The sequence below is a fragment of the Alloalcanivorax xenomutans genome (genome assembly GCF_900217905.1).
Classification (GTDB): domain Bacteria; phylum Pseudomonadota; class Gammaproteobacteria; order Pseudomonadales; family Alcanivoracaceae; genus Alloalcanivorax; species Alloalcanivorax xenomutans.
In genome coordinates this window covers 90883-103982 of the sequence record NZ_OBMO01000001.1, presented here as the reverse complement: position 1 = coordinate 103982, position 13100 = coordinate 90883, and the positions used below count along the sequence as shown (strand labels likewise).

10 protein-coding genes and 1 pseudogene are annotated in these 13100 nt (G+C 60.8%); 10 read left to right on the top strand and 1 reads right to left on the bottom strand.

Annotated features, from left to right (window positions below):
* Positions 1–8 precede the first annotated feature (8 nt).
* The 6 genes and pseudogenes from paaZ to CRO06_RS00460 all read left to right on the top strand — a co-directional run bounded on the left by paaZ (position 9) and on the right by CRO06_RS00460 (position 6473).
* Positions 9–2060, top strand: a complete 2052-nt coding sequence (gene paaZ / locus CRO06_RS00480) for a phenylacetic acid degradation bifunctional protein PaaZ (protein ID WP_097057471.1) — start codon at positions 9–11, stop codon at positions 2058–2060.
* A 625-nt stretch (positions 2061–2685) separates the two neighbouring features.
* A pseudogene (locus CRO06_RS20415) lies at positions 2686–2898 on the top strand (SRA domain-containing endonuclease); the annotation flags it as partial.
* Between the two features lie 138 nt (positions 2899–3036).
* Complete coding sequence (locus CRO06_RS20410) at positions 3037–3354, top strand: HNH endonuclease (RefSeq protein WP_483392420.1); 318 nt, start codon at positions 3037–3039, stop codon at positions 3352–3354.
* A 252-nt stretch (positions 3355–3606) separates the two neighbouring features.
* A complete protein-coding gene (locus tag CRO06_RS00470) occupies positions 3607–5205 on the top strand; it encodes a tannase/feruloyl esterase family alpha/beta hydrolase (protein ID WP_097057469.1) in 1599 nt (532 codons plus the stop codon).
* Between the two features lie 48 nt (positions 5206–5253).
* Positions 5254–5721, top strand: coding sequence for an OsmC family protein (locus CRO06_RS00465; protein WP_097057468.1), 468 nt, complete (start codon positions 5254–5256; stop codon positions 5719–5721).
* A gap of 119 nt (positions 5722–5840) precedes the next feature.
* The gene (locus tag CRO06_RS00460) at positions 5841–6473 is read left to right on the top strand and encodes a hypothetical protein (protein ID WP_097057467.1); all 633 of its coding nucleotides are present in this window, start codon (positions 5841–5843) and stop codon (positions 6471–6473) included.
* A gap of 43 nt (positions 6474–6516) precedes the next feature.
* On the opposite strand, the gene CRO06_RS00455 is transcribed toward CRO06_RS00460, so the two are convergent.
* A complete protein-coding gene (locus tag CRO06_RS00455) occupies positions 6517–8340 on the bottom strand; it encodes a bifunctional metallophosphatase/5'-nucleotidase (protein WP_022993803.1) in 1824 nt (607 codons plus the stop codon).
* A gap of 220 nt (positions 8341–8560) precedes the next feature.
* On the opposite strand from CRO06_RS00455, the gene CRO06_RS00450 reads away from it, so the two are divergent.
* From CRO06_RS00450 to lepB, 4 genes are all read left to right on the top strand, one after another.
* Positions 8561–9013: a GNAT family N-acetyltransferase gene (locus CRO06_RS00450; protein WP_080530472.1), complete on the top strand. Its 453-nt coding sequence runs from the start codon at positions 8561–8563 to the stop codon at positions 9011–9013.
* Between the two features lie 16 nt (positions 9014–9029).
* Complete coding sequence (locus CRO06_RS00445) at positions 9030–10205, top strand: hypothetical protein (RefSeq protein ID WP_143247695.1); 1176 nt, start codon at positions 9030–9032, stop codon at positions 10203–10205.
* Positions 10206–10298: 93 nt separating this feature from the next.
* Positions 10299–12167 carry a WD40 repeat domain-containing protein gene (locus CRO06_RS00440; protein ID WP_097057465.1) on the top strand — a complete coding sequence of 623 codons (1869 nt, stop codon included), beginning with the start codon at positions 10299–10301 and terminating at the stop codon, positions 12165–12167.
* Positions 12168–12230: 63 nt separating this feature from the next.
* Positions 12231–13055, top strand: a complete 825-nt coding sequence (gene lepB, locus CRO06_RS00435; RefSeq protein WP_097057464.1) for a signal peptidase I — start codon at positions 12231–12233, stop codon at positions 13053–13055.
* Positions 13056–13100 lie beyond the last annotated feature (45 nt).

Here is a 13100-nt window from a genome sequence, read left to right as displayed (position 1 = left end):
GCCACGCCATGACCGTCCTCCAAAGCTACCTTGCCGGCCAATGGTTCGGCAGCCAGGCCGCCAAACCCCTGGCCAGCGCCATCAATGGCGAAATCGTTGCCCACACCCATGACGATGCCCCCGACTTCGCCGCCGCCGTGGACTATGCCCGTACCACCGGCACCCGCGAACTGCTCAAGCTCGACTTCCAGCAACGGGCCGCCCGCCTCAAGGCCATGGCGCTCTACCTGCAAGAGCACAAAAAAGCACTCTACGCACTCTCGCGCCACACCGGCGCCACCAAAGGCGACAACGCCTTTGACATCGACGGCGGCTTCGGCACCCTGTTCGCCTACGCCAGCATGGGCCGTAAGGAACTGCCCTCCGGCAATGTCCTCCATGAAGGTCCGGTGATGCCCCTCGGCAAGAACAACCACTTTGCCGGCACCCACATTCTGGTGCCGCGCCGTGGCGTCGCCGTGCACATCAACGCCTTCAACTTCCCGGTCTGGGGCATGTTGGAAAAATTCGCCGGTAACTTCCTCGCCGGCATGCCCTGCATCGTCAAACCGGCCACCGCCACCAGTTACCTCACCGAGGCCTGCGTGCGCCTGATACAGGACTCCGGCGCGCTGCCGGACGGCGCTCTGCAACTGGTCATCGGTGGCACCGGGGATCTGCTCGACCAGCTCGACGAACAGGACATGGTCACCTTCACCGGCTCGGCCAGCACCGCCCGCAAACTGCGCGCGCACCCGAACATCATTAACCGCTCCATCCCCTTCAATGCGGAAGCAGATTCTCTCAATGGTGCCATCCTCGCCCCGGACGTCACCCCGGACGACGAGGAATTCGAGTTGCTGGCCAAGGAAGTGGTCCGCGAAATGACCGTCAAGGCCGGCCAGAAATGCACCGCCATCCGCCGCATCCTGGTGCCCCGGCAGCACCTGGATGCCTTCGCCGACCGCCTGATTCAGCGCCTGGAAAAAGTCACCATGGGTGACCCGGACGAAGAAGGCGTGCGCATGGGCGCGCTGGCCTCCCTGGACCAGAAAGAAGACGTGGCCGCCGCCGTTAACGACCTGCTCAACACCAGCGAATGTATTTTTGGCGGCAACGGTGACCCGCGGCCCATTGGCCAAGGCACCGACAAAGGCGCCTTCTTCGGTCCGCGCCTGCTGCGCAGCAAAGACCCCCACGCCGACGGCGGCGCCCACGACATCGAAGCCTTCGGCCCGGTCAGCACCTTGATGGGCTATGGCGACCTGGACGAAGCCATCGCCCTGGCCGACAAAGGCAAAGGCAGTCTGGTCACCACCTTCGCTACCAAAGACCCGCAAAACGCTGCCCGCGCCATCCCCGTGCTTGCCGCCCGCCACGGCCGCCTGCAAGTGCTCAACGCCGAATCCGCCAAGGAATCCACCGGCCACGGCGCGCCGCTCCCCATGCTCAAACACGGCGGCCCCGGCCGCGCCGGCGGCGGTGAAGAACTCGGTGGTATCCGCGCCGTGCGCCACTACCTCCAGCGCACCGCCATTCAGGGCTCTCCATCCATGCTCGCCGCCGTCACCGGCGAATACGTGCGTGGCGCGGAAGTGCTCGAAACCGAAGTGCACCCCTTCCGTCGCCACTTCGACGACCTCGCCATCGGCGAATCCCTGCTCACCCACCGCCGTACCGTCACCGAGGCCGACATCGTCAACTTCGGCTGCCTCTCCGGCGACCACTTCTACATGCACTTCGACGAAATCGCGGCGAAAGACTCCCAATTCGGCAAACGCATCGCCCACGGCTACTTCCTCCTCTCCGCCGCCGCCGGCCTCTTCGTTTCCCCGGCCCCCGGCCCGGTACTGGCCAACTACGGCCTCGACACCCTGCGCTTTATCACCCCCGTCGGCGCCGGCGACACCATCCGCGCCCGCCTCACCTGCAAACGCAAAATCGACCAGGGCAAAGCCGGCCCCGACGGCACGCCGCAAGGCGTGGTGGTCTGGGACGTGCAGGTCACCAACCAGAACGACGAACTGGTTGCCAGCTACGACATCCTGACGCTGGTGGCGAAGAAGAAAGGGGACGCATAACTACCGTGCGGTAAGTTAGTCATTATTCGTTACTTCAAGGCTTCTTTGGTGTGGCCGCTCCTTGTGGGGCGGCCTTTCCTTGTGAGCCGAATTCCCACCTTCGTTGGCTGGGTATTTGGGGCGACTAGCGCCTCGCCGCCTTCGGCATGGCGGCCACAGCTGTCTTCATTGGCAGATACAGAAACCCTGCGTCTGCCTCCTCGAAGCCGAATCACTCATAGAACGCGACCACATCCTCGCCCAACGGGTCGGCAATGATGAGCGACACTCTCAGCGATTCTCTTAGTGTGACCAGTCACTTGATGGCGTCTGCGATCAGCGCTTTGCCTAGACCCTGGGCTCGAAACGGCTGGCACGCCGCGAGGTGGCCGATGAGCGAGGTGGCTGCGGTCGTGCTTGCTCTTATCAAACATCGATATGTCGAAGGGTGAAGCGTGTACGCCTTTGCTGCCCGTCACTGTGCCTATAATTGGAGGCTAAGTGGTTTGCCGAAGTGCATCGGACGGCTTGGATTCATCGTGCTCCAGATAATCCCTATGTATTTCTGTTCATCTCGGAGACGGGCAGTCGGCATGGTTACACGGACGAATTCAAGGAGGGCGTTTTCTTCTAAACTGGGGCAGGCCAAGTCGGGCATATGGCACTTACGGGAGGTAATCGTGCTATTGCCCGCCACCAGCAGGATGGCAAGACTCTGCATCTCTTCGAATACACGCGCCGCGGCTATGTTCGCTATATCGGGCAGGCGGACTGCATCGGTTACCACCAGGAAGAGCGGCCCGGCCGGGATGGCAAGCTGAGTAAGGCGCTAGTGTTTCATCTTGATGTGAACTCGTCGCCTGTTCCCTCTTCGGTGCGGGAAGTGCCCCCGGTCTATGACCCGGATGATACAAATCGGCTCAAGCGCTATTCGCTGGTGCAGCTTCGAGATGCGGCGCTCCCGAAAGCTGTGAGCACGGCCGAGCCCCAGGCCCGAATGCAAGTGGCTTATTATCGGGCTGAAGCCATCCGCCGCTATGCGTTGGCTCGTGCCAATGGTCACTGCGAGGGCTGCACCCAGGCGGCGCCGTTTTCCTCTGCACAAGGTCCATACTTGGAGTGTCACCATCTTCATCGAGTGGCTGATGGCGGGCCGGACCATCCGGAGAATGTGGTCGCTCTGTGCCCGAACTGTCATCGACGCGCGCATTACTCTAAGGATGCTGCCAGCTTTAATGCCAAGTTGGTGGAGATTGTGAAAGCTGCGGAGGCCGCGGTAGCGCTTCCGCCTCTTGATGCCTCCACTCCCGAGTGAACACTCGACGAAAAAGACCTATGATCCCCAGACACTCTGTTCGCGGCTTGCTGTCCGGCAGCATCATCGGATAAGCCATCCGGGGCGGTATAAGCAACAAAAGCAGCACCCATCCAATAACGATAAAACCGGGAGAGCAGCATGAAAACAAGAAATGGCCTGACAAGGCTGGGTATGGCGCTATTCGGGATCTCCACCGTCGCTCTTGTGAGCTGCGGAGGTGACAGTAGCAGTTCGCACGCGCAACGGCCGATGTCCTGTGATCAGCTGGTCGGCCTGGCGATTCCGGCCGACGCCATGGAATTATCCACCTCCGGCGGTGAGGTAACGGCGGCGGAAGTGGTCGAGGCCAGCGGCAGTGGCGCGGCGGCGGTGCCGGAGCATTGTCTGGTATCCGGGCGCATTGCGCCGGTGGATCCGCAGGCGCCGGACATTCAATTCAAGGTGGCGTTGCCCACCGAGTGGAATTCGAAAGTGCTGATGTTTGGCGGTGGCGGTTTCAATGGCTCCATTCCGGCGATCACCGGTGATATATCCCAGGGCGCGCCGGATCAGCCGACGCCGCTGGGCCGGGGCTACGCCACCTTCGCCAGCGATTCCGGGCACCAGGCCAATGAGTATGGCTCCCAGGATGGTCGCTGGGGTCTGAATGACGAAGCGGTGTGCAACTTTTCCGGCGAGGCGCTGAAGAAAACCCGTGACGCCGCCACCTTCGTAATCGAGAAGCGCTACGCCGACGAACCGACGTATCGTTATTTCGCTGGCGGCTCTACTGGCGGCCGCGAGGCACTGACCAATATTCAACGTTGGCCCGACGATTGGGATGGCGCCATCGCCTGGTATCCGGCCTGGAACAACGTGGCCGCGCTGCTTGCCGGGCAATACCTCAGCCGCGCTCTGGCGGAACCCGGTGCTTACCCGGATTCCGGCGAGCGCCAGAAGTTACTCGATGCGGCCCTGGAAGCCTGCGATGCGATGGATGGGGTCGAGGACGGCCTGATCAGTGATCAGCGCCAATGCAACGAGACCTTTGATCCGGCGACCGCCTTGGTGGATGGCAATAACCTGCGTTGTCCGGGGGGCGCCGACGACGGCGACCATTGCCTGTCCGACGCTCAGATCGAGGCGTTGAACGCCATGAATGACGGCGTCGACTTCAATTTTCCGCTGGCCAGCGGTGAAACCGGCTATCCCGGCAGCAACGTCTGGGGCGCGGATCTTGGCATCACCACCATCGATACGCCGGTGCAGCCCACGGTGGTCTTTCTCGCATTGGGAACCGCGCAGCCGGTGCAGCCGGATATGCCTCGCAACGCGCCATACCTGAGCGTGCTGGTGGATCAGTGGGTGAAGTATTCGGTGGCGGGTGACGCGGATTTCAATTCCTTCGAGTTGGACCCGGTCAACCCGGAGCCGCAGTACGCGGAACGGATCAGCGAGCTGAGCGGTATGCTTAATTCCGGCACCGATATCTCGGCCTTCGCCGACCGGGGCGGCAAGCTGTTGCTGGCGCATGGGCTGTCGGATGTGCTGGTGAGCTCCCGGGCCACGGAAATTTACTACCAGCGGCTGTTGGAGCAGATGGGGCAGGAAAAGGTGGATTCCTTTGTGCGCTATTACGAAATCCCGGGATTCGGCCACGGCGCCAGCTCGCATTTTCACGCCACCTGGGATTCCCTGACCGCCCTGGAAAATTGGGTGGAGCAGGATATGGCACCCGAAGATCAGGTCACCATGGACCTGATCGGCGCACCGGGCCGCACCCGGCCGCTATGCGACTACCCGGCGTGGCCCCGTTATGTGGAGGGCGGTGACCCGATGTCGGCATCGTCGTTCGAGTGTGTCGAGTAATACAGTGCCGGGTAAGAGCGAGTATCCATAATCCTGTCAGGAGGAGAGATGGCCGAATACACCGCCACTATCCAATGGCACCGCCATGAGGGGGAGGCCTTCAGCGATAACCGTTATAGCCGGGCTCACGAATGGCTGTTCGACGGCGGGGTGACGGTGCCGGCATCGGCGTCGCCGCACATCGTGCCGTTGCCGTATTCGGTGGCGGAGAACGTGGATCCGGAGGAGGCGTTCGTGGCGTCGTTGTCCAGTTGCCACATGCTGGTGTTCCTGGGCATCGCCGCCAAGCGGCGCTATGTGGTGGATCGCTACGAGGATGAGGCCATTGGTGTGATGGCGGAGAATGAGGCCGGCAAGTTGGCGGTGACCCGGGTGACGTTGCGTCCCCGGGTGGTGTTCTCCGGCGATCGCCGGCCTTCGCCGGAGCAGATCGAAAAACTGCATCATCTGGCCCATGAGGAGTGCTTCATTGCCAGCTCGGTGCTCACCGAGGTGGTGACGGAGCCGCGCTTCTAGACTCGGAGCCGGTGCCTGCCGGCATCCGACTTCCGCCTGATTTGTGGCGTTCGCCGTTGACCCGGCCCGTCGCGCTGGGTAGGTTGAGCCCCCCTGTCTGATCTTCCCGGTGTTTGCTCATGTTGGCGGTAGCCCGATCCCTGATTTTGTCCGTCTTTGGTGTGGTCTGTATGGCGTTTGCCCTGATGCATTGGGGCGAGCCGGCCACCGCGGAGGAGCGTACCGGCTGGTTGTATCAGCGTTTCGGAGACCAGGGCGTGGTGCTCGGTATGTTGACGATGGGGGCGTTGATGCTGCTCTCGGGAGTTGTCTCCCTGGTGCGCCATCGTAGTCGCCAGAAGGCTCATGAACGGGCCATGGAAATCGCCCAGGATCCGGCCCGTCACGTGCCAGAAACACCGGTGCAGGCGAAGACGCCGGATCCGAAAACGGGCGCTCTGATTGTCGGTCTGGTGTTTCTGGCACTAGGGCTGGGGTGGAGCGTCTATTACGTTCGCGATACGTTGCAGGCGCTTGCCGCCGGCGCGTCCGTGGTGTCCTATTCCTGGTGGAAGACCGTCGGTGGACCTTTCCTGGCGGGGATGGGGCTGTTTTATGTCCTGGTGCGGCCTGGCACGTTGGAAGGCGTGCGGCATATGACGCCGGGTGAGCGGGTGGGTTTTCTGATATTCGTGGCGCTGGGACTGGCCGCCGGGGTTGGTCTGCTGTTCTGGCTGTCGGCTCAGGCGGAAGCTTACGGGTACCTCTCTTGATTGATGGAGCCGGGCAGCGGGCACCCGGCTCCGGGTTTGATGCTTATTGCTGGGTTACGGACTTCAGGCAGTAGAGCTCCGGATCCAGCGCCGGCAGTGTGTTGTCCGGCAGTTCCTCACGGAAGTACTCCAGCAGTGGCACCACATAGGCCACGTCGGAATTCTCGAAAGCCTCCGGGTTGGCCTCTTGCACTTCACCGAAAGTGTCGTAGCCGTCCTTACCGAGCCCGGTGAAAGAGTTGGTGGCCACGGAATAGACGGCGCCGTTGTCGATGGGGCCCCAGGTTCCGCCTTCATCCCTGACTTCCACGTTCTGAATACCGGTGCCGGCCGGCGCGCCGAGCACCACGTCGTAGCGCAGGTTGGCGGAATAGGGGAAGGCGCCGGTGGAGGCAGAGATGCCCTGGGCGTAGTCGAGTGCTTCGTTGAGCACTTTGACGATGTCCGCGCCGGTCATATCGATGGTGACCACGGTGTTGGAGAACGGCAGGATATTGTAGGCGTCCGCCACGGTGAATTCCCCATCCTCGAGCGGGGCGCGCACGCCGCCGGCGTTCTGAATCGCTACATCGGCCTTGGGCAGGTAAGTGAGGAAGGCGTCGGCCACGACCTGGGCGGCGTAGCTGCCTGTAGGGGTTTCTCCAGCCTGAAACGGTGTGGGGATGCGTTCGAACGGCATGTACTGCGTCACTTGTCCCAGGGCTTCCTGTTTGAAGCTTTCCATTTCCGCCTTGTATGGCATGAGAATGTCGAGAATGGCCTGGGATTCCTCCGCGACCCGCACCGTGGTCAAGCCATCGATCACACCGTTGATTTGCGCCGTCTGTTCGCCGCTGGCCGCCACCCAGGCGCCACTGGCATCCTGCACCTGGTAGTTCTCGCCAACCAGCAGTTCCACATTGCCGCCGATGTCGGTGATAACCCCATCGGCGTCGAAGTTGACTTCCAGCTTGCCCAGCCCCTTGGCGTACTCCCAGGCCTGAACGATATAGACCGGCTGTCCGTCCGGGTTGTTCACCACCGTGGGGTAGTCGCCGTCCACATCCAAACCAATGGCTTCGAACTCGCCGGTGGCGTCGAGAACGTCGTGGGTGTCACCGCCGACGATCAGATCGATATCACGGACGCTGGCGGCCAGTTCCTGATCGAAGTCATAGCCCAGATGGCTGAGTACGATGAATTTGTTGATGCCTTCGTCTTTCAGAGCGTAGATATGCTCACGCACCGAGGTGATTTCGTCATCGAATTCCACCGCATCGGTAACCAGGGAGGATTCTTGTGTCTTCTCTACCTTGAGAACACCGATCACCGCCACTTTCTCGCCATCAATTTCCTTGACCACATAAGGTGCGATATCGGAACCGAACAGCGGGCTGTCCGTGGTCGGATGAACGTTGCCGGCGATCACCGGGAAATTGACCGTCTTCAACAGCTCGGCGAGATGCGCTTCACCCTCGTCGAACTCATGATTACCCAACTCGTAGGCGTCCAGGCCGATGGCATTGAACACTTTGAAATCCACCTCTCCCTTGAACAGACTGAAATAGAGGGTGCCGTTCAACTCGCCACTGTTGAGGACCAGGGTGTGATCGTCGCGGTATTCGTCGATAGCGGTCGCGATACGTGGAAAGCCGCCGAGGTCAACACGCACGGTTTCAGCACCGGTCAGCGTTGGATCATAGTCCAGGCTCAGGTCGTAGCTCTGTCCCTCGAAATAGGAGTGATGATCATTGGTGTGCAGCACCTGCAGCCGCAGCGGCTTGGCCTCTGGTGCCGGGTTGTCATTGTCACTGTCGCTCCCGCAGCCGGCTAGTAATAGAGCGTAGCCGGCTAATGTGAGGGCCGGAAGAGTTCTGGAAATAGCCACGATTCAACTCCGATTCGGATAAAAGGAAGACAAGTCGGTGCGCATCCTAGGACGTGGTGATGACAGTCTGGTGGCCGTTTTGTGGACGGGATATGGCGGTCGGCAACGATAAGGCGGTCGCGATATTGCCAGCGGTATGGTTGTTAGGGCGGTGCCGTGATGTGTGAATTCTTCCAGGGTTCAATACAATGGGACATACCTGTGCGGAGAGCCTGAAAGAATGATGACCTTCCATTCCCTGGATCCCGATTCCGTACCCATGTCACTCTTATTGATCGCTGATCCATCGGAAACGAATGTGCGTGCTTACCTGCGAGGTGCCCGGTGCGTTGCCGTCGAGGATAAGGGCACTACGGTGGGTATTTGTGTGCTCAATACCATCGGCGACGGTGCCCTGGAGTTATTCAACATAGCGGTGTCGCCCGACATGCAGGGTCAGGGTGTAGGATCGGCCCTGCTGCGCCATGTGATCGACCGGTGCCGGTCTGAAGGCGTGCGCCGTATTGAGCTGGGTACCGGTACTTTTGGTTATCAGCTGGCGTTCTACCAACGCCTGGGTTTTCGGGTAGAGCGTGTGGTCCGCGATTTCTTTCTTGACCATTATGATGAACCGGTGATGGAAATGGGGATCCAGCATAAGGACATGCTAAGGTTGGGGCTGGATCTCGAATAATCTTCCGGCACAGGATGTGGTCATGGCTCTGGTTGCTGCTTCTCCTCGATTTAATATTCATTGGCGACGCCTTCAAACACTTTCTGCTTGGGATGGTGGCGGGATGGGTGGCCTGTATGGCGCGATGATCAAGGGGTTGGGTTATGTCGCGTTGGCCGCTTTGGCGGGCGCGGCGCCGGCGGCCTGGTCTCAAGTTGCTGTTGAGGAATTGTCCGCTGAGCACAGGACGCTGGGAGATCACACTGAGTTTCGTTTCCCTCTGGTGCCAGGAGACACTGAAACGGCGCGACGCATCAATACGTGGCTTCAGGTCAGCTTGCTGGAGCGCTTTCCTGGCGGCCCGGGAGAGACGCCATTCGATGCCGTATGGCCCCAGGAGGGGGAATGGACCGGGGTCACTTACCTGGACTATCAAGTGGTGACCAACGCCATCGGATTTCTCTCCGTCGTTTTCAATGGCGAGTACACCGGTGCCTATCCTTCGGCTTTTTCCCAGAGTTATCAGTTTGAGACCCGGACCGGCCAGCCCTTGTTCCTGGCAACACTGTTTACCGAAGACGGTGTGAAGGAGCTCCAGAGTCGGGTCGACGCGATGCAGGTTCATGATATCGACGCTTTTTTGCAGGCCGCCCAGCCAAACGGCCTGGATCAGGAGGAGGCGAAAATCCAGGCTGATCTTTACCGGGAGTGCTGCGAGAACGTGCGGACCGGTTTGTACGATGAGAGGGAGTGGCAGTTGCGAGCCGATGCCTTGGTGATGACCCGGGGCTGCGGCTTTCCCCATGCGGTTCGGGCATTGGACGATCTGGGTATTGAGGAAAGTCGATTCGATTACGACACATTGGCGCCCTGGTTGAGTGAATACGGTCGCTGTCTGTTGGTGGAGAAGCGGGCCGACTGTCCGCCGCCGCAACCCGGCTACCAGGGCGTCTTCATGGGAGAAATGGATGGCCGTTTTCCTGTAACACTGGTTCTGGGAGCCTGGTCCGGCCCGGCCTGGTATGCCTATGACAAGTATAAAGTGCCGATACGATTGCATCGGGAAGCGAGCCGGGATGGAGTCCTGGTGCTGACTCGTCGCGATGAGGGTGAGACTACCGAGACCTTTACGCTTCGGTGGACCGATGATGGGGATCTGGTGGGGCGCTGGCAGCGACCGGGCCGGCCGCCACTGCCGGTTCATTTACATTGAGCGGGATGGGCCATGCTTGATCGAAACATTGTAAACCCGGCTGTGGCCTTGATGGTGGTCTTGTTGACATCGCTTGCCCAAGGGGAGGAAGCCATGAAAGCGTTTCCGGAATCCGAGGGGAGCGACTGGCGGATAGTTGAAGACGGCCTGCACCGTCATACGCCCGATGCATTACGTATTCCGGTGGTAGTGCTGGGGGACCAACACGCGATGGGGGCGGAACGTGCTTATCTTCTGGTAAGGGCCTCTTATGAACAGGTTCGGCCGGTGGTGTCCGAGGCGCTGGCGGGTAAAGTCACCTTGGTGGAAACACCATTGCCCTTGCTCACGCTGGATGAGCCTTGGCGGCGAGTGATGTTATCCCGGCACCCTCAGTGGCGGGACATACTGGCGCACAGTGGCTCTGAACCGGATCTGGACGCGGCGGTGCGTGAAGGGGCTTTGATGCCGGAAGAGCGGGACTGGCGCCGAAACCAGGCCCTGGCACGCTTGGATATTTCGCCGAAGAGACTGCTTTCCCTGCCCCGGATGAAGTCCTTGTATTCGCGAGCGGAATCATCCCGTGAATGGGTGCAAGGGTGGCGCAAGCAATATCATGTGAAGCAAACGGTGACGGTATTTGATGCCGAGCCGCTGCTGGGCTCACCGGCGACGGTAATCGACATCCATCGTCGCCAATCCTTTCCCAATCCGGCGCACCGAAAGATTCTGGTGGCGGATGGTGTGCCCACCACGCTCTCTCAGTCACTGGTGCCCGCAGAGCTGTTTCAGGCGGTAATGAGCGCACTGGAAGAACATCTTCCTGATAGCGACTGGCAAATCAGTGAGGATCCGGCGCGTTGGCAAGCGCCGGTGAAGGCACCACCAGAGCCTCCCGCGCCACGACTTCAACAGGCCGGAAAAGCCGATAGTGAAGTGATCCCCGAAATTTACACCCTGACCAGTGACGATCCATTGGACCCTCGAACGTTGCAGGTGATGTCCGATGGCAGTCTGGCCATCGGCGTCGAGCGGCCGGCTCAGGTCGATGGTGAGCGCCAGTGGATTGCCGAGGTTTGGCGACTGCAACCGGAAGAGGCTTCGCTATCGGTCTTGTGGCAGGGGCTGGACGGGGCGGACTCGATACTGCTGGACGAGAGCGCCGATACGTTGTGGTTCTGGGGGCGCCCGCTGAACGGGGGCGACGGGACATTATTCCGCTATCGCGGAAATGAGAAAGCGCCGCAGGCGGTGACGTTGGCAACGCCGTCAAGTCTGCCCGGCCCGGGCAACGTTCCACGCTGGCAACTGGATGCTCAGGGGCGTCCTCGCTTGTACAGCTATCGGGTGGACCGGATTTATCGGTATCAGCGTGAAGAAGGCGGGCGCTGGCATTACAACGCTGTCGAAGTGCCGCGCGCGGCTTTATTTTCGCAGCCGCTGCGACCGGTGCGTTGGGCTGGCGATGCCTTGTGGGTAGAGGATCTCTACGGGGTGGCGGAGCTGAACCCCGCAAATGGCCGGGTACGAAAAGTAATTCAAGCGCCGCAACGCTATGGTGTTTTCCCGCATGAAGGGCCACCGCCCAGCCCGGATCTACGTGATCATCCCTCGTCATGGACAGCGGTGGGCTCATCCCGGGGCCAATGGGTGACCAGCGGGTTCCAGTTGCGTCCAGCACCGGAGCGTGAGCGAGTGGCGGGCATGCATGTATTCGATACGGAAAAAGGGGAGTATCTGTATTCCGCGGTGCTTGATGGAAGGGACCAGATCAGGGCTGCCGCGGCGTCGCCGGATGGGCATTGGCTGGCCATGGCGGTGGCCAACCAGGTGCAGCTTCGCGAAGCGCGTACAGGGCGCACACCGGTGGCGCTCAAGGTACCGTCCGGCGTATCCGTGTTGGCGCTGGCATTCTCCCCGCAGGGCCGTGATCTCTATGCGCTGACAATGTCCACCGTCTTGCACTGGCGATTACCCCGGTAGCGGTGATTGGCCCTTGACGGCAGACAGCCGTATTTTCAAGGCACTTTTGATAAAGGAAGGATCATGCCGGACCGCTGGTTTGCCGCCGTGATGGGCGTATTAGTGCCGCCTCTGGCCTTTGTTTATCTGTCACGTTGGTGGTGGGTGCTGGTGTATTTGCTGGCAATGCTGGCGGCCGGTGGGGCGGATCTGGCCTTGGCCGGCCAGGGGGCTCCATCCGGTATCGGGCTGCTGGTGTCCATCGCCGCCGCGGTGCACGCCTTTGTTCTTGCCGGGCGCGTTTGTTTCGATGGCCGGCGACGCTGGTTCAACACCTGGTGGGGCACGCTCAGCCTGCCGCTGGCCTTCGTTCTGGTTGTCTTCATCACGAGAGCATTTCTGTTCGACCTGTTCCGGATTCCGTCTTCCTCCATGGCGCCAACGCTGCAACCGGGCGGTTACGCGGTGATGCAGCGCTGGGGGTACGGCGTCTATGGTGCTTTCGGTCTGACTCTGCACGAAACCGAAGTGGCTGAACGTACACCGCCACGTCGTGGAGAGCTGTTCGTGTTCCGGCCGCCGGAAATGGCCGGGCAGTTGTTTGTAATGCGGGTGATCGGTTTGCCGGGGGATCATATCCAGTACGCGAACAAGCAACTGGTCATCAACGGCGGGCCGGTACTCACGGTCTTTCGGGACGGAGAGGGACTCGCCGACGAAACACTCGGTGGCCAACGCTATTCGGTGCAGTATTTGATGACGGACGGGCCGGGGCGCCGATTCGATTACGTTATTCCGGAAGGGCACTTTTTCGTCATGGGTGATAACCGCGACAACAGCCGTGACAGCCGTTACCTCGGCATGATTCCCGCCGCGAACATGGCTGGCAAAATTGTGTTGAGCTGGTGATCAGGGGAGAGCAAAAAAAAGCGCCGCGCCTGCCAGCACGGCGCC